Raw genomic sequence first — 17,541 nt, forward strand, 5'->3', positions numbered from 1 at the left:
GCCCGCCCCTGCCCGGGGCGGGCCTTTTCGTGTGCCCGGTGCCGATGAAATGAACACGCAGAGTCAGTGGTGAACACACAGCGGCAGTCCGGCCAACTCCCTTCCCAGGCACTGCTGCTGGCCCCCGCCCGCCCCTCATACTCGCGGAGGCTCCTTACCTCAGCCAGCTCCGGAGTCAGCCCCACATGATCTCCAGCCAGGGAGGCAGCGCATGGCCCTCACCACCCGTCGTAGAGCCCTCACCGCCTTCGGTGCCGCCGTCGTGGGCACCGTCGCCCTGCCCGCCGCGCGTGCCCTCGCGGGCGAACCGACGTACGGTCCGCGCCCGTTGTGGCGCGCGCACGCCCACAACGACTACGAGCATCCCCGTCCCCTCCTCGACGCCCTCGACCACCGCTTCGGCAGCGTCGAGGCCGACATCTACCTCGTCGGCGATCAGCTCCTCGTCGCCCACGACCCCCAGGATCTCGACCCCGCCCGCACCCTCGAATCCCTCTACCTCGACACCCTGGCCGCCCGCGTCAAGGCCAACCACGGTTCCGTGTACCGGGGTTACCGTCGGCCGCTCCAGCTCCTCATCGACATCAAGACCGAGGGTTCGTCGACGTATCTCGAACTCGACCGCCATCTCCGCCGCTACCGGAGCCTGTTCACGACGTACGCCCACGGCCGCGTCCACCCCGGCCCGGTCACCGCCGTGATCTCCGGCGACCGTGCCGCCCGGGTGCCCATGGAGGCCCAGAGCGTACGGCGGGCCTTCTACGACGGGCGGCTCGCCGACCTCGGCACCTCGGCGCCCGCCTCCTTCGTGCCGCTGATCTCCGACAACTGGACGCTCAACTTCACCTGGCTGGGCGTCGGTACGTTCCCCGACGCCGAACGCGCCAAGCTGAACAACATCGTCTCGACGGCCCACAAGCGCGGGCAGCAGGTGCGCTTCTGGGCCACGCCCGATGTGGCCGGACCCGCCCGGGACGCGCTGTGGGGCGAACTCCTCGCCGCCGGCGTCGACTACCTCAACACGGACGACCTGGCCGGGCTCGAAGCGTTCCTCGACGCGAACGGGACGCCGTAGGACTTGCCAGAGACCACACGTTCGGCCGTCATGTCAGCCGCCCGGACCAACCCTCCGCTACGCCACACTTGCGGCCGAAAGCCGCGAAGTGCGCGTGGCGGAGGAGGTTGACGATGGCCCTGTCCATCTCTGTTGTGGTGCTGCTCCTGATCCTGGCGGTGGTCTTCCTGCGCAACGGAGCGCTGAAGCCCAGCCATGCCGTGGTCTGTGTCCTGCTCGGCTTCACCCTGGCCGGTACGAACGTGGCACCGACCATCCACAGCGGGATCACGGCCACGGCCGACATGGTGAGCAGCCTGAGACCCTGACGTCAGGACGTCGTTCAGGACGTCGTTCAGGACGTGGTGAAGACTCCGATCGCGTTCGGGACGGGGCGTTCGGCGCCGCCGGTCGGATGGTTGCGTACGGTGACCTTGCTCGCCCCCGATGGTCTGGCGACGAGGGTCGTGGAGCCGCCGCCGTCCAGGTTGAAGGCGTCGACCGAGCCCAACTTCCGCATCGTGGCGGCGACTTCGGCGACCGTCAGGCCGCTGCGGTACCTGGCCGCACCGTCCACCGCGAGCAGCAGCAGCTTGCGCCCGCCGTTCGCGATGCCCGCCGCGGTGCGCACGGCGGAGGTGGTGGAGTCGAGGCCGGCCAACGGCTGGCCGCCCTTCAGCACCGGGTAGCCGCCGAGCGCGAAGCGGTACGGGACACTGCTCGTCGAGGCCACGAGACCGCTCTTGACCGTGACCTTCGCGCCGACGAACAGCTTCCGCAGCTGCTGCGCGCCCGCCTCCCGGCCCACGAGGACGGTGGTGTTGGCGCCGATGGCCCCCTTGCCGGGGGAGTTCGCCATCCGTACGACCTTGCCGCGCCGCACTGTGACCTCGTACGTGTCCGTACTGCACGGCGCGGCCCGGTTGGTGTCCGTGCCGCACACCGCCCGTGCCCGGGAGACGCTGCCCCAGGCCGGGGTGAACGCGCCGATGGAACCCACCGGCAGCGCGTACTGGTTGAGGCCGCCGAGGTTGAACCGTCCCACGGGCGTGCCGACGCTGCCCGTCAGGGTGAGGGTGTCCAGCCGGGCCTTCCGGTCGGTGCCCACCCCGAGAACGGCCCTGGTGGTGACCCCGGGCGGCATCGCGGGACCGAAGCGCTGGCCCTTCGGCACCGCCGCCTTGAGGACCACGCCGCTCGCGATGGCGGGGCCCACGGACGCGCCGGTGGCCGCGACCCCGGGATGCTGGACCTCGCTGATGTTGAAGAAATCGCCGTTGACGCCCGCGACGGCGCCCTTGGCGTTGGCCAGTTTCGACACGGCGGACCGTGCCGCCACCGCTCCCGGGTAGAGGAGGTTGAGCCGGACCCGCGCGTTGGCGAGGTCGACGCTCAGCAGGTGGGCGTGGGTCAGCCCCTTGGCCGCCGAGATGTCGAACTGCGAATAGCGCACGCCTGGCGCGATCTGAACGGCACTCGGCGCGCCGCTGGCCGGTGCCGCCCCGATCAGGGCCGCGCCGGCCAGCGTTCCGAGTGCCGTGACTAGTGAGAGTGCTGTTCTGCCCGTTCTGAACCGTTCGCTTCCACGCATTCAGACCCCCCTGATGTCTCGTCAACTGTCCCAGGACGCAAGGGAAGTGCACCAGATGACGATGAGCCGTGCGGGGGGCTTGCGGGGGCTATCCGTCGACTACACGGGAACGGATCAGGAAACGCACTCCTTCGGGTGCCTCCAGTGAGAAACCACTGCCCCGGCCGGGTACGACGTCCACGATGAGGCGGGTGTGGTTCCAGAGCTCGAACTGGCTGCGCGACATCCAGAACGTCACCGGTTCGGCGACACCCTCGACCGTCAGTTCGGCGAGCTGGATGTCCGAACCGCCGGTCCGGAACTCGCCCTCCGGGTAGCACATGGGCGCGCTGCCGTCGCAGCAGCCGCCGGACTGGTGGAACATCAGCGGGCCGTGCATCCCGTGCAGTCGCCGCAGCAGGTCGGCGGCGGCCGGGGTCAGTTCGACGCGCGGGTCCTTCTCGGGCGTTTCCACGGGTTCAGTGAACTCCGTGCGACGTTGCGAGAGGGTTGCGGGCGGCCTCCGACGCCCTGGACACGCGGAAGGCCGCCTCCCCGTACGGAGAGACGGCCTTCGTATACGGATGCGAACTGCCGGATCAGCTTTGGTCGGTCACGTCCGTGATCCGCCAGCGCTGGTTCGAGCCGGAGTTGGCCTGCCAGGTCGTGACGGCGGCACCCTCGTTGGTGGCCTGGCCGCCGACCTCCAGAAGGCGGCCGGTGGCCCAGTTGACGAGGGTCCAGGTGCCGTCACCGGTGGACGACATGACCCACTCGGTGGCCGGATCGCGCTCGCCCGTGTCGGGCTCCACCACGGGGACGTTGTCGCGGACGGCCAGGCGCTTGCCCTCGGCCGGGTTGGCGAACACGTACCGCTGGCGGGCGCCCTTGTCGCCGTGCCGGGCGTCGAGCTGCCAGTCCTGGGCGACGGTGCCGTTGGCCGAGCCGATGACCAGGTTCGTGCCGTTGGCCGCGACGGTCACCGCCTTGCCGCTCTGCACACCGGTCAGGGTGTAGGAGTGGCCCTTGCTGAACAGGCCGGCGTTCTTCGCGACACCCGAGACGCCCTTGATCGCGAAGGAGGTCACGGACTGGGCGGGGACGGTGTACGTGGCCTTGCCGTCGACGACCTTGACCGGGGCCTGCTGCTGAAGCTTGCCGTCGGCGCTGGTCACGGTCGGCGTGACGGTCGCGTTGCCCTTGATCGTGCGGAACTTGGACAGGTCGATGGTGACGTCACGGGCCGCGGTGGTGCTGTTGACATGGACGAGCGAGGCACCCTTGCCGTCCTTGGTCACGGCGGCGGCGCTGGAGGTGTCGTCCACCTTGATCAGCTTGTCGCCCGGCTTGATGAAGTGCGTGAAGTTGCGGGCGGTGTCGAACTTGGTGTTCGTGTAGATCGGGCAGGACTCCAGCGTGTCCGTGGACTTGCAGCTGAACGATAGCTGGATGCTGCCCCAGTTGCCGCCCTTGGCGGACTCGCCGCCCGGCTTCATGTTGTCGTAGTCCTCGACCGGCTGCCAGAACACCCAGGCGGAGGGCTCCAGTTCACGCAGGTCGTTCACGATCTGCTGGGCGAGCCCGAGACCCGGACGCATGTCCGTGAAGCTCTGCCCGTCGCCCCAGTCGCCCTCGACCTCGCTCATCCACAGCGGCTTGTCGGCCGCCTTGGCGAGGTCGCGCACGGTCGTGCGCTGGCCGGTGCCGTAGGTGTGGACGTTCATCTGGTCGACGAGGTCCTTGGACACCTGCGCGTACGAGTTCCAGTTGTTCGCGAAGATCGACGGGTTGGTCTCGTCCATCGCCGAGATCTCGGCCTTGACCTTGGCCTTCTTCAGCTCGGGCGCCAGTGCGGCCAGGACCTTCTCCTGGAGCGCGGGGCCGATGTGCGCACCCTCCTGACGGCCGCCGACGGGCTGGCCGTCCGTGCCCAGCCGGGTGCTCCAGTAGCCGGTGTTGGGCTCGTTGAACGGGTCGACGGTGTCGACCTTGATGCCCTCGGCCTTCTCCAGACGCTTCGTCGCGCCCGCCATGTAGGCCGCGAAGTCGTCGACCGAACTCGCCTTCAGCTGGTCGGTGTTGGCGTTGAAGCCACCGGACACATAGCCGCTCTCCGTCATGAACCAGGGCGGCGAGTTGCTGAACGTCTCCCAGTGGGTGATGTCCTTCTTGATGCGCTCCACCCACCATCGCTGGGTTTCGTCCGCGTTCGGGTTCCAGTCGGCCGCGTCGTCGGCGCTCCACCAGTCGGTGTCCTCGCGGGTGGTGCCCGCGGGCGCCTTCCACCAGCCCTCGACGGCCCCGCCGGCCCGCAGATAGTCCTTCACGTCGGGGGCGTTGCCGCCACCGATGTTGTAGCGGGCGATGTTCAGCGCCAGCCCGTCGTCACCGAACAGCAGCTTCGCGAGCTTCTCGCGGATCGCCGGGGGATAGTCGCCGGTCGCGTTGGCGAACCAGACCAGACTGGTGCCCCAGCCCTCGAACTTCTCCTGGCTGTACGAGGGATCGGGGGTGACGGTGACGGACGGGACCGCGGCCTCTGCCGCCGCCTGCGCGTCCGGCGAGGGCGCGCTGATCAGGGCGGCCGAGGTGGCCAGAGCGGTGATGCCGACGACTCCCAGCAGGTGTCGTGTGCGGGTACGGCGTGCCAACGTGTGCTCCCAACTCAGATGTGGTCGCTGCGGTGGACCGCCGTGCCCGCACCCCGTACGCGGGAGCGCACGAAGCGACGGGGCACGACGGTGTGCCCCTTGGATCAGGGGAGTTCGGGGTTGTTCAGTGGGCGGGCTGCCGCAGTACGGCGACTTCCCTCGGCGCCAGGACGAGAACACCCTCGGTGTCCGTGCCGCCGGTCAGCCGCTCGCCGTCGAGGCCGGGCAGCGGTACCTCCTCCTCGCTGCGGTTCACCAGGAACAGGAACCGGCTTCCGCCGCCCTGTCGTACGGTCGACTCGACCCGTCCACGGGCCGGTTCGGGCAGCTCGCTGTCGACGCCGGCCGGTGCGAGCAGCTCCGGCAGCAGCGCCGCGAGGCCGTCGGCGCCGAGGCGCGTGGAGACGTACGACGCCGAACCCCGGGCTGTCGTACGGCGGGTGACGGCCGGCCTGCCCGTGTACGCGCCCGAGCGGTAGTGGGCGAGGACCTCGACCTCGGGGTCGGTCACGTCGATCCGGTCGGTCCACACCGTGCCCGTACCGCCGCCGTCGACCTCGACCGACTCGCCCTCAAGGAGCGGGCCGAACTCCTCGACGCGGATGCCGAGCAGGTCGCGCAGGGCGCCCGGGTAGCCGCCGAGCCAGATGTGGTCGTTCTCGTCGACGACACCGGAGAAGTACGTGGTGACCAGGTGGCCGCCCGTCTCGGCGTACCGCGTCAGGTCCTTGGCGAGCGTCGCCGGGACCATGTGCAGGACCGGGGTGATCAGCACGTCGTAGCGGCTGAACTCGGTGCGGGTGGTGACGACGTCGGCGCGGATGCCGAGGGAGAGGAGCGCCGAGTACCAGTTCAGGCCCTCCTGGCGGTAGTCGAGCAGGGCGGTGGGGTGCGAGTCCTGCTCGCTCGCCCACCAGGAGTCCCAGTCGAACACGATCCCGACACGGGCCGGTTCGCGCTCGGAACCCGCGATCGGCGCCAGGTCCTTCAGGGTCTGGCCGAGGGCGGCGACCGCGCGGAAGACCTCGCTGTCGGCGCCCGCGTGCGGCACCATCGCGGAGTGGTACTTCTCGGCGCCGGCCGCCGACTGGCGCCACTGGAAGTAGCAGACGGCGTCGGCGCCGTGCGCCACGTGCAGGAGCGAGTCGCGGGCCAACTCGCCCGGTCGCTTGGCCACGTTGACGTGCTGCCAGTTGACCGCGCTGGTGGAGTGCTCCATCAGGAACCACGGACGGCCGCCCGCGATACCGCTGGTCAGGTTGGCGGAGAAGGACAGCTCGTCGCGGTCCTGCGGGCCCGGGTGGACGTAGTGGTCGTTGGAGACGAAGTCGATCTCGCCCGCCCAGTCGGGGTAGTTCATGCCCTTCGTGCCGCCCATCACCATGAAGTTGGTGGTGATGGGGACGTCGGGCGTGAACTCGCGGAGCACGTCCCGCTCCGCGATCAGATAGTCCTTCAGCGCGTCCGAGGAGAACCGCTTGAAGTCCAGCTGCTGGGTCGGGTTCGGGTGCGAGCCGGCCAGCCGGGGCGGCAGGATCTGCGCCCAGTCGCTGTAGCGCTGCGACCAGAAGGCCGTGCCCCAGGCGTGGTTGAGGGCGTCGAGGGTGGTGTAGCGGGCGCGCAGCCAGTCGCGGAAGGCGCGGGCCGCGTCGTCCGAGAAGTCGTAGATGTTGTGGCAGCCCAGTTCGTTCGAGATGTGCCAGGCCACCAGGGCCGGGTGGTCGGCGTATCGTTCCGCCATCTTCCGTACCAGGCCCAGCGCGTGGCTGCGGAAGACCGGGGAGGTGGGCCGCCAGTGCTGGCGGGCGCCCGGCCAGACCGTCTCGCCGGTGGCGGTCACCGGGAGGATCTCCGGGTGCGCGGTGGTCAGCCAGGGCGGCGGGGACGCGGTCGCGGTGGCCAGATCGACGCCGATCCCGCCCTCGTGCAGCAGGTCCATGACATCGTCGAGCCACTCGAAGTCCCAGGTGTCCGCGTCCGGCTGGATCCGGGCCCAGGAGAAGATCCCCACCGAGACGACGTTGACGCCGGCCTCCCGCATCAGCCGTACGTCCTCCTCCCACACCTCCCGAGGCCACTGCTCGGGGTTGTAGTCGGCGCCGTACGCGAGACGGGGCGAGTCACCGTCCGGCCCGTACGGCAGACGGGACGGGGAGGCGGAGGTCATGGTGGTCCTTCCGGATACGGGGGGTACGAGGAGCGGCCGGCGTTGACGCTCTTCCGGCCGCTCCTCGGCTGTTACCGCTCGGCGGACACTCGACCGCCGTTACTGCTGTGCTGTTACTGCTCGACGGTGAAGCCCTGCTCGTTGCCGTACTTGATGGAGGCGTCCTGCCAGCTCTTCAGACCGGCGGAGAGCTTCTCGCTGGAGATGTAGGCCTTGCCGACGGTGTCGTTGAAGATCGAGTTGGCGTACTGCTGGAAGGGCAGGTACGACCAGTCGCTCGCGACGTTGGCGGCGGACTCGGCGAAGATCTTGTTCGCCTCCTGGCCGTCGAAGTAGTCGAACTTCTTGCTCTGGAACGCGGCGTCCTGGAGCTGCGCGGTGGTCGCCGGGAAGGCGCCCTCGTCGACGCGGGTCTGCACACCGTCACCGGCGTTCGCGTACTCGACGAACGCGTAGGCCAGCTCCTTGTTCTTGCCCAGCTCGGGCAGGGCCAGCGAGCTGCCGCCGTTCTCCGCGCTCGCCTTCTCGCCCTTGGTCCAGGCCGGCATCGGGGCCGCGCGCCACTGACCGGCCGCCTGCGGGACACCGGTGACGAAGTTGGCGGGCATCCAGGCGCCCGTGGTCAGGGTCGCGATGGTGCCGTCGCCCAGGCCCTTGTACCAGTCGTCGGTCCAGCCGTTGATCGGCGAGACGAGCTTCTCGTCGATCAGCTTCTGCCAGGTGTCCGTGTACTTCTTGGCACCGGCGTCCTCGAAGTTGATCGCCACCTTGGTGCCGTCGACCTTGTAGGGGCGCGAACCGGCCTGCCACAGCATGCTGGTGGTGAAACCGGCGTCGCCGGCGTCGTTGGCGATGTAGACCTTCGGGTCGGCCTTGTGCAGCTTGCGGGCCGCCTCGACGTACTCGTCCCACGTGGTCGGGACGGCGATCTTGTACTTGTCGAAGACCTTCTTGTTGTAGAACATCGCCATCGGGCCCGAGTCCATCGGCAGGCCGTAGACCTTGTCGCCGTCGCTCACGGCGTTCCACGGGCCGGGCGTGTACTTGGCCTTGAGCTTGTCGGCACCGAAGGGGGCCAGGTCGGTCAGACCCTTGGTGAGCGAGTACTGGCTCAGCGCGAAGTACTCGACCTGCGCGACGTCCGGGACACCCTTCTTCGCCGAGATGGCGTTCGACAGGGCGGTGTAGTGCTTGTCGCCGGAGCGCTCGCCGACCAGGTTGATCTTGACCTTGGGGTACTTCTTCTCGAAGTCGGCGGCGACCGACTTCAGGGTGGGCTCCCAGGCCCAGACGTTGACCGTGCCGCCCTTCTCCAGGGCCGCCTGGATGTCCGCGGCGGAGACGGCCTTCTGGTCCGAGCTGTCGTCGTCGGAGCCGCCGCAGGCGGTCGCGCCCAGGGCGAGGACGGAGAGCAGGGTTATGCCGCGCATCAGACGGCTGGTGGTTCTACGCATGGAGGTGCTTCCACTTCTTCGTGGGCGGGACAGGGTGAGGGTGAATGCGGTGTGAGGGTTGAAAGCGGTGGAGCCGAGGGGGTGTTGTGGGGCCTGAGGGAGGAGGGTCACTCCTTGACGCTTCCGGCGGCGAGGCCGGACTGCCAGTACTTCTGGAGGAGCAGGAACGCGGCGATCAGCGGGATGATGGTGAGCAGTGAACCGGTGATCACCAGGTTGGTGACGACGTCGCCGCCGATCGTCTGGGCCTGGTTGTTCCAGGCGTCCAGACCCAGGGTCAGCGGGTACCAGTTCGAGTCCTTGAGCATGATCAGCGGCAGGAAGTAGTTGTTCCAGGTCGCGACCGTCGTGAACAGCAGGACGGTCACGGTGCCGGGGGCCAGCAGAGGCATGGCGACCTGGAAGAAGGTGCGGATCTCGCCCGCTCCGTCGATACGGGCCGCCTCCATCAGTTCGGTGGGGATGGCCTCGGTCGCGAACACCCACATCAGATACAGACCGAAGGGCGACACCAGCGAGGGGATGATCACCGCCCACGGGGTGTCCGTCAGGCCCATCTTGCTGAACATCAGGAAGGTGGGCACCGCCAGGGCCGTACCCGGGACGGCGACGGCACCGATGACCACGGCGAACACGGCGCGCTTGCCGGGGAAGGTGAACTTCGCCAGCGCGTAGCCGCCGAGGATCGCCAGCAGGGTCGCGCCGCCGGCGCCGAGCACGACGTACAGCAGGGTGTTCAGCAGCCAGCGGACGAAGATGCCGTCGTGGTACGTGAACGTGTCGTGGATGTTCTGCCAGAGGGCGAAGTCGCCGCTGAACCAGAGTCCGGAGGAATCGGCCAGCCCCTCCTGGGTCTTGGTGGCGCTGATGACCAGCCAGATCAGCGGCACGACCGTGTAGATCAGGATCAGGCTGGTGAGCGCGGTGAGCAGGACGCTGCGCCTGGGGCGGCCGGCGGAGTGCTGCTTGCGGGTGCGCAGTCGGGCCGCGCCCTTCGGACCGGCGGTGGGCTGCGCGGCCGCGTCCGGGGAGGTGGTGGTGACGGAGCTGCTCATGGTTCAGGCTCCCTTGCGCATGCCGCGGAGCTGCACGACGTAGGCGATGACCATGGTGATCAGCCCCATGATGATGGCGACCGCCGCGGAGTAGTTGTGCTGCTGACCGTTGAAGGACAGCGAGTACGTGTAGAAGTTCGGGGTGAAGTCGGTCGTGATGGCGTTGCGCGCGATCAGCCGCAGGACGGCCGGCTCGTTGAACAGCTGGAAGCTGCCGATGATCGAGAAGATCGTCGCGATGACGAGGGCACCGCGGATCGCGGGGAGTTTGATGGCGGTGATGACGCGGATCTGCCCGGCGCCGTCGATCTCCGCGGCCTCGTAGAGGGAGGCCGGGATGACCCGTAGCGCGGAGTAGAAGATCAGCATGTTGTAGCCGATGAACTCCCAGGTGACGATGTTGCCGATCGACGCCAGGACCAGATCGCTGGAGAGCGGGTCGGGCAGCGTGACGTCGAACGCGCTGTTGATGTCACCCACCAGCCCGTACTTGGTGCCGTACATGAAGCCCCACATCAGGGTGGCGACCACGGCGGGCACCGCGTACGGCAGGAAGATCGCGATCCGGAAGAAGTCCTTGCCGTAGAGACGGCCGCTGTCCAGGGCGAGGGCGATCAGCAGGGCGATGCCCAGCATGATCGGCACCTGTACGACCAGGAAGAGCGACACCCGTATCAGGGAGTCCCAGAAGTGGTCGTCCTGGAGGGCCTGTTGGTAGTTGTCCAGGCCGACGAACTGAGTGCCGCCGATCAGCTGGTCCCTGAAGAGGCTGAGGTAGATCGAGTACCCGATGGGTGCCAGGAATACGAGGGCGAACACCGCGACGAACGGGCCTATGAACCCCCATCCCGTCCATGAGCGGCGGTCCCTCTTCGCCGCGGGCCGGGCCGGGGCGCGCTTCGCGGCCACCGGCGGTTCTAGGGTCGTCATTGTCGTGCCTCGCTCGTCCGTCTCGGAACCGGCGCTGGTCCGCCGCCGCCCCGATGTTTGCGTAAACATCCCTGGCCGCCAGAACCCCACAAAAGGCCCACCGGCTGTTATGTTTACGTAAACATCTGATGGCGGCATGTCTACACCGCTCCCCCGACGCCGGTCAAGGGTCGTAGGGGGCAACTGTGGACAGGAAGGCGAGGGTTGACGGGTGGACACAGCTGACGGCACCTCGGCGGAGTCGGCGCGGGCACGCGCACGTACCAGGAAGCGGGCTTCCCGCCGCACACAGAGCGCCTCGATGGCGGACGTCGCCAGGGTCGCCGGAGTGTCCTCGCAGACCGTCTCCCGGGTGGCGAACGGCTTCCCGGGCGTCAACGAGGAGACGCGGAACCAGGTCCTCGCGGCCATGAAGGAGTTGGGCTACCGGCCCAACAGTGCCGCCCGGGCCCTGAAACGCGGTGAGTTCCGCACGATCGGCGTGATCACCTTCGGTCTGTCCACCACGGGCAACGTCCGCACCCTGGAGGCGATCGCCACCTCGGCGGCGCACGAGGGGTACTCGATCACCCTGCTGCCGGTCGCCGTGCCGACGCAGGACGAGGTGCGCGGCGCCTTCTCGCGGCTCGGCGAACTCGCCGTCGACGCGGTCATCGTCATCCTCGAAGTGCACCTCCTCGATGCGTCGACCCTCTCCATGCCGCCCCACGTCCAGGTGGTCGTGGCCGACTCCGACGCGGGCGACCGCTACACCGTGGTCGACACCGACCAGGCGGGCGGCACCCGGACCGCCGTACGGCATCTCCTGGACCTCGGGCACCGCACGGTCTGGCATCTCGCCGGCCCCGAGGGCTCGTACGCGGCGCAGCGCCGCACCGACGCCTGGCGCGCCGAACTCCTCGCGGCGGGACGGGTCGCGCCGCCGCTGGTGCACGGTGACTGGTCGGCGGAGTCCGGCTACCGTGCCGGGCTGCGGATCGCCGAACTGCCGGACTGCACTGCGGTGTTCGTGGCCAACGACCAGATGGCGCTCGGGCTGCTGCGGGCCCTGCACGAGAGCGGGCGCCGGGTGCCCGAGGACGTCAGCGTGATCGGCTTCGACGACATCCCGGAGGCGGGTTCCTTCCTGCCGCCGCTGACCACCGTGCACCAGGACTTCGCCGAGGTGGGGCGGCTGTGCGTCGAGGGCGTACTGCGCCAGATGCGGCAGGACGCGACGGAGCACGGGACGACGCTGGTGCCGACACGGCTGGTCGTGCGGAACAGTACGGCTCCGCCGCGGGCCGAGATCTGAGCGAACTCTTCGAAACATTCGAAGAGTCGGCGTTCTTGAGCCATCCCGAAGATGCTGTCGCGCAGCCGGTTGACGGCCCCATGCCTCGCCTTTACGTTCTGCGGGACATTCGGAAACCATTCCGAAACTTTCGTAACGGAGTGGTTGTCGGAAGAAGGGAACGCCATGGATACCCGCACGTCCATCGCCCCTCGAATTCGCGGGGCACTCACCCTCGGCCTCGCGGCCCTGCTCGCCACCGCCGGCCTCACCGCCCTCTCGGGTACCGCCAGTGCCGCGAGCACCCTCGGCGCCGCCGCGGCGGAGAAGGGCCGCTACTTCGGTGCCGCCGTCGCCGCGAACCACCTGGGCGAAGCCGCGTACGCGAACACGCTCAACGCCGAGTTCAACTCGGTCACCCCCGAGAACGAGATGAAGTGGGACGCCACCGAGAGCACCCGGGGCTCCTTCACCTTCACCGCCGCCGACCAGATCGTGAACCATGCCCAGAGCCGGGGCATGAAGGTCCGCGGCCACACCCTGGTCTGGCACTCCCAACTGCCCAGCTGGGTGGGGGGACTTGCCGCCGCCGACCTGAGAACCGCGATGAACAACCACATCACGCAGGTGATGACGCACTACAAGGGCAAGATCCACTCCTGGGACGTCGTCAACGAGGCGTTCCAGGACGGCAGCAGCGGCGCCCGGCGCAGCTCGCCGTTCCAGGACAAGCTCGGCAACGGCTTCATCGAGGAGGCGTTCCGTACCGCCCGCGCCGTCGATCCGGCGGCCAAGCTCTGTTACAACGACTACAACACCGACGGCGTCAACGCGAAGAGCACCGCCGTCTACAACCTGGTCAAGGACTTCAAGGCACGCGGCGTACCGATCGACTGCGTCGGCTTCCAGTCCCACTTCAACAGCGCTTCCCCGGTCCCCGGCGACTACCAGGCGAACCTCCAGCGCTTCGCCGATCTCGGCGTCGACGTGCAGATCACCGAACTGGACATCGAGGGCTCGGGCTCGGCCCAGGCGACCAGCTACGCCAACGCGGTGAACGCCTGCCTCGCCGTCTCGCGCTGCACGGGGATCACCGTCTGGGGAGTCACCGACAAGTACTCGTGGCGGGCGAGCGGCACCCCGCTGCTGTTCGACGGGAACTACGCCAAGAAGGCCGCGTACACGTCCGTACTGACCGCGCTGGGCGGGTCCGGTTCGGGCGGGGGCGGCAGCGCCGGCTGCACGGTGACGTACAGCAAGGCGGAGGAGTGGAGCGACCGCTTCAACGGCAAGGTGACGGTGACGGCGGGCAGTTCGGCGATCAGTACGTGGACGACCACCGTCACCGTGACGTCCCCGCAGAAGATCTCCGCTACCTGGAACGGCACACCCACCTGGGACAGCAGCGGCAACGTCATGACGATGAAGCCGAACGGCAACGGCAGTCTCGCGGCGGGCACTTCGACGAGCTTCGGGTTCACCGTGATGACGAACGGGAACACCACGGCGCCGGTGCTGGGAGGCTGCACGGCGTCCTGACCGTGGTGGCTGCGCAGACCGTGGTACGAGTGTGACGGCTGTGACCCCGGACCCGGGTTCCGGGGACGGGGTCACGGTTCGTGGTTCGCGGGACGGGTCAGAGGGCGGCCGCGGCGCTGTGCAGGTTCTTCGCGGCCAGGGCGAGGCCCTCGGTCTGCGAGTAGGCGGCGTCCTCGTGCTCGATGTTCACGGCCATGTCCGGGTCGATCTCGGCGAGGGCGCGCAGGAACTCCGTCCAGAACGGCACCTCGTTGCCGACGCCCACGGCGACGAACTTCCACGCCGGGTTCTCGGGCCAGGCGTTGCACCAGAAGCCGTAGCCGGTGGGCACCTTGCCGGGGGCGTCGGCGGGCACACGCGTGAACGACGTGTCCAGTACGCCCCGGATGTCGGCGCCCGGGCAGAGCGTCGCGTCCTTCGCGGCGGCGTGGAACACCAGCGGGCCCAGCCACTTGATGGAGGCGACGATGTCCATGCCCTGCCACATCAGGTGCGAGGGGTCCATCTCCGCGCCGACGTTCGTCAGACCGCCCGCGTCGACGAGCCGCTTGAGAGTGACGGGGGAGAAGACGACGTTGTGCGGGTGCATCTCGATGGCGACCCGGACGTCGTTCTCCCGGGCCAGCGCGTCGATCTCCTGCCAGAACTCGACGGCCACACCCCACTGGTAGTCCAGGACGTCCATGTAGACGCCGTCCCACGGATTCACCACCCAGGACGGGTACTTGGCGTCCGGGTCGGAGCCCGGCGTGCCGGACATGGTCACCACGTGCCGGACCCCGAGCAGGCCCGCGAGCCGGATCGTACGGCGCAGGTCGTCGGCGTGCTTCGGGCCGACTCCCGGCAGCGGGTTGAGCGGGTTGCCGTTGCAGTTGAGACCGGTCAGCTCCATTCCCCGCTCGGCGAAGACCGCCAGGTACTCCTCGCGCGCGGTGGCCGAGGACAGCAGCAGGTCGACCGGGCAGTGTGGGGAGGGGATGAACCCACCGGTGTTGACCTCCACCGAGGTCAGTCCGTTCTCCTTGAGGATGTCGAGGGCCTCGGGGAGGGTGCGGTCGTGCAGACAGGCGGTGTAGGCGCCGAGCTTGAGGGCCATGTTCTCTTCCTTCTGGGGTGAGGGTCAGACGGCGGACGGAACCGTGACTGCCGCGCCGCCGTTGCGCGAGGACTCGACGACCGCCTGGATGATCTCCATCGTCCGAAGCGCGTCGGCGAAGTCGGCGCAGGCGGGCAGCGGTTCGGCGACCCCCGCGACCTGGTCGAGGAACGCCCGCGCCTGGTAGGTGAAGTTGTCGGCGTTGCTGGCGCCCACCCCCGGCGCCTCCATCGGCACCCCGCCCGCGAAGTACGGCAGCTGCGGACCGGCGATGATCTGCCGGGCACCACGCGTACGGGCCTCCGGCTGGGCGTCGTCGAAGAGGTACTCGGCCGGCCGGTGCTGGTCGAACGCGGCCCGGCCGCCGAGCCCCAGGACGTCGAAGGCGAGCCCGTTGGGCAGCCCGAAACCGGTACGCGTCACCGAGAAGGTGCCGACGAGCCCGGACTCGAAGCGGGCGGTGAAGGACGCGGTGTCCTCGTTCTCGACCTCGCCGAACTCGTCGGACACGGGCGCCGCGTTGTGCCCGACGACCGCGCCCAGCGGCAGCGGACGCTTGGGGATCTGCGTCGACAGCGCGGCACCGGACACCGAGACGATGGGCCCGGCGACGTACTCGGCGGCGTCGATCACGTGCGAGCCGATGTCCCCGAGCGCGCCCGAACCGGGACCGCCCTTGAACCGCCAGCTCAGCGGCCCGTTCGGGTCGGTCGCGTAGTCGCACCAGTAGCGCCCGCTGAACAGCGACAGATCGCCCAGCTCACCGCGCCGGACGTGCTCACGGATCGCGGCGATGCCCGGGGAGCGCCGGAAGGTGTAGCCGACGGCGGTCACGACATCGGCGCCGCGCTCCAGCTCGACCATCGCGCGGGCGTCGTCGAGCGAGCCCGCCAGGGGCTTCTCGCACAGGACGTGCTTGCCCGCCGCGACCAGTGCCTCGGCGATCGGGCGGTGCAGGGAGTTGCCGACGACGATGCTGACGGCGTCGATCGTCGGGTCCTCGGCGACGGCCTCCCAGCTCGGGAGCGCCTTGTCGTACCCGTAGCGGCGGGCGGTGTCCTCGGCGAGCGCGACGTTGGCGTCGGCTATCGCGGCCAGCCGGACCGGCGGCAGACCGGCGCCGAAGACCGTGTTGACGTTGCGGTACCCGGCGGCGTGGCTGCGGCCGGCCATACCGGCCCCGATCACCGCGACGGAGAGGGGTTTGGTCATGGGGGTGTCCTTCGGAAGAGTTGAGATGAAAGGGGGGAACTTCAGCTGGAAGTGGGGAAGTCGAACCCGGCTTGGTGTTGCTGGGCGGGCTGCGGCCAGCGCGTGGTGACGACCTTGGGCCGCGTGTAGAACCGGATGCCCTCGGGGCCGTGGACGGGGGAGTCCCCGATGAGGGAGTCCTTCCAGCCGCCGAAGGAGTAGTACGACATCGGCACCGGGACGGGCACGTTGATGCCGATCATGCCGATCTTGACCCGGCGCTGGAATCGGCGTGCGGCTTCGCCGCTGGCGGTGAACAGGGCGGTGCCGTTGCCGTACGGATTGGCGTTGATCAGGTCGATGGCCGCGTCGAGCGAGTCGACCCGGACGACGGCGAGCACCGGCCCGAACAACTCCTCCTTGTACGCGTCCATTTCGGTGGTGACCCGGTCGAGCAGGGACGGCCCCGTGAAGAAGCCCTCCTCGTGGCCGTCGACCTTCAGCCCACGTCCGTCCACGACGACGGCTGCGCCCTGGGTGGCCGCGATCCCGACGGCGTTCTCGACGCGCTCCTGCGAGGCCTTGGTGACCAGCGGCCCCATGTCGGTGCCCGGCACATCACCGGGCCCGACCTTGATCTCACGGGCCTTGCGCTCCAGCACCTCGACGAGGGAGTCGGCGGCGTCACCGACGGCCACGGCGACCGAGACGGCCATGCAGCGCTCGCCGGCCGAGCCGTAGGCGCCCGCCGTGATGTGGTTGGCGGCGAACTCCAGGTCGGCGTCGGGGAGGACGACGGCGTGGTTCTTGGCGCCGCCGAGGGCCTGCACCCGCTTGCCGTGCGAAGTGGCCTGTTCGTGCACGTACTTGGCGATCGGCGTCGACCCGACGAAGGAGACGGCCTCGATACCGGGGTGGGCGAGGATCGCGTCGACGGCAGGCTTGCCGCCGTGGACGACGTTGAAGACACCGTCGGGCAGTCCGGCCCGCCGGTACAGCTCGGCGACGAAGTTGGCGGCGGACGGATCGCGCTCGCTCGGCTTCAGGACGAAGGTGTTGCCGGTGGCGATGGCCATCGGGTGCATCCAAAGAGGCACCATGGCAGGGAAGTTGAAGGGCGTGATGCCCGCGACGACCCCCAGCGGCTGCCGGAAGTCGTGCACGTCGACGCCGCGCGACACCTGGTCCGAGAAGGACCCCTTCAGCACATCACCGAGCCCGCACGCGAACTCGACGACCTCTCGGCCGCGGGTGATCTCGCCGCGCGCGTCGTCGACCGTCTTGCCGTGCTCGGCCGAGATGATCCGGCCCAGCTCCTCCTCGTGCTCCACGAGCAACTGCCGGAAGGCGAACATCACTTGGGTGCGCTGCGCGAGCGACGACTCCGCCCAGGTCTCGAACGCGGCGGTGGCGGCCACGACGGCGGCATCGATTTCGGCGGCTCCGCCGAGCACGACCCGGGCCTGCTCCTGGCCGGTGGCCGGGTTGAACACGGGCGCGGTGTCCTCGGCGCCGACCGGCGAACCGTTGATCCAGTGCTTGATGGTCTTCACGTGAGGGT

General features: G+C 69.0%; 14 protein-coding genes. 4 read left to right on the plus strand and 10 right to left on the minus strand.

The window, feature by feature from the left end; genetic code table 11:
• The first annotated feature begins 211 nt into the window (after positions 1-211).
• Both OG787_RS43145 and OG787_RS43150 read left to right on the plus strand, forming a co-directional pair.
• Positions 212-1,075, plus strand: coding sequence for a phosphatidylinositol-specific phospholipase C/glycerophosphodiester phosphodiesterase family protein (locus OG787_RS43145; protein ID WP_405538936.1), 864 nt, complete (start codon positions 212-214; stop codon positions 1,073-1,075).
• A gap of 113 nt (positions 1,076-1,188) precedes the next feature.
• Positions 1,189-1,383, plus strand: a complete 195-nt coding sequence (locus OG787_RS43150; protein ID WP_369037090.1) for a hypothetical protein — start codon at positions 1,189-1,191, stop codon at positions 1,381-1,383.
• Positions 1,384-1,409: 26 nt separating this feature from the next.
• Here the strand turns inward: OG787_RS43150 and OG787_RS43155 are convergent, their stop codons facing one another.
• The 7 genes from OG787_RS43155 to OG787_RS43185 all read right to left on the minus strand — a co-directional run bounded on the left by OG787_RS43155 (position 1,410) and on the right by OG787_RS43185 (position 10,881).
• Positions 1,410-2,645 carry a phosphodiester glycosidase family protein gene (locus OG787_RS43155; protein ID WP_369037091.1) on the minus strand — a complete coding sequence of 412 codons (1,236 nt, stop codon included), beginning with the start codon at positions 2,643-2,645 and terminating at the stop codon, positions 1,410-1,412.
• 88 nt (positions 2,646-2,733) lie between these two features.
• A complete protein-coding gene (locus OG787_RS43160) occupies positions 2,734-3,099 on the minus strand; it encodes a DUF779 domain-containing protein (protein WP_369037092.1) in 366 nt (121 codons plus the stop codon).
• A gap of 124 nt (positions 3,100-3,223) precedes the next feature.
• Complete coding sequence (locus tag OG787_RS43165) at positions 3,224-5,275, minus strand: glycoside hydrolase (RefSeq protein ID WP_405538937.1); 2,052 nt, start codon at positions 5,273-5,275, stop codon at positions 3,224-3,226.
• A 124-nt stretch (positions 5,276-5,399) separates the two neighbouring features.
• Positions 5,400-7,442, minus strand: a complete 2,043-nt coding sequence (locus OG787_RS43170; protein ID WP_405538939.1) for a beta-galactosidase — start codon at positions 7,440-7,442, stop codon at positions 5,400-5,402.
• A gap of 113 nt (positions 7,443-7,555) precedes the next feature.
• Entirely contained in the window at positions 7,556-8,896 is a 1,341-nt protein-coding gene (locus OG787_RS43175) for a sugar ABC transporter substrate-binding protein (protein ID WP_369037095.1), read from the minus strand.
• 107 nt (positions 8,897-9,003) lie between these two features.
• Positions 9,004-9,951 (minus strand): carbohydrate ABC transporter permease, encoded by a 948-nt coding sequence (locus tag OG787_RS43180; protein WP_369037096.1) that lies wholly within the window; start codon positions 9,949-9,951, stop codon positions 9,004-9,006.
• A 3-nt stretch (positions 9,952-9,954) separates the two neighbouring features.
• Complete coding sequence (locus OG787_RS43185) at positions 9,955-10,881, minus strand: carbohydrate ABC transporter permease (protein ID WP_369037097.1); 927 nt, start codon at positions 10,879-10,881, stop codon at positions 9,955-9,957.
• A 211-nt stretch (positions 10,882-11,092) separates the two neighbouring features.
• On the opposite strand from OG787_RS43185, the gene OG787_RS43190 reads away from it, so the two are divergent.
• Positions 11,093-12,175: a LacI family DNA-binding transcriptional regulator gene (locus tag OG787_RS43190; protein WP_405538941.1), complete on the plus strand. Its 1,083-nt coding sequence runs from the start codon at positions 11,093-11,095 to the stop codon at positions 12,173-12,175.
• A gap of 165 nt (positions 12,176-12,340) precedes the next feature.
• Complete coding sequence (locus tag OG787_RS43195; protein WP_405538943.1) at positions 12,341-13,693, plus strand: endo-1,4-beta-xylanase; 1,353 nt, start codon at positions 12,341-12,343, stop codon at positions 13,691-13,693.
• Between the two features lie 97 nt (positions 13,694-13,790).
• Here the strand turns inward: OG787_RS43195 and OG787_RS43200 are convergent, their stop codons facing one another.
• The 3 genes from OG787_RS43200 to OG787_RS43210 are packed head-to-tail and all read right to left on the minus strand — an operon-like array spanning position 13,791 to position 17,533.
• Complete coding sequence (locus OG787_RS43200) at positions 13,791-14,789, minus strand: sugar phosphate isomerase/epimerase family protein (RefSeq protein WP_405538944.1); 999 nt, start codon at positions 14,787-14,789, stop codon at positions 13,791-13,793.
• Positions 14,790-14,813: 24 nt separating this feature from the next.
• Entirely contained in the window at positions 14,814-16,001 is a 1,188-nt protein-coding gene (locus OG787_RS43205) for a Gfo/Idh/MocA family protein (protein WP_405538945.1), read from the minus strand.
• Between the two features lie 41 nt (positions 16,002-16,042).
• Positions 16,043-17,533: a CoA-acylating methylmalonate-semialdehyde dehydrogenase gene (locus OG787_RS43210; RefSeq protein WP_405538946.1), complete on the minus strand. Its 1,491-nt coding sequence runs from the start codon at positions 17,531-17,533 to the stop codon at positions 16,043-16,045.
• Positions 17,534-17,541: the final 8 nt, after the last annotated feature.

Origin of the sequence: Streptomyces sp. NBC_00075 (genome assembly GCF_045041225.1) — a bacterium.
Taxonomy (GTDB): Bacteria; Actinomycetota; Actinomycetes; order Streptomycetales; family Streptomycetaceae; genus Streptomyces; species Streptomyces adonidis.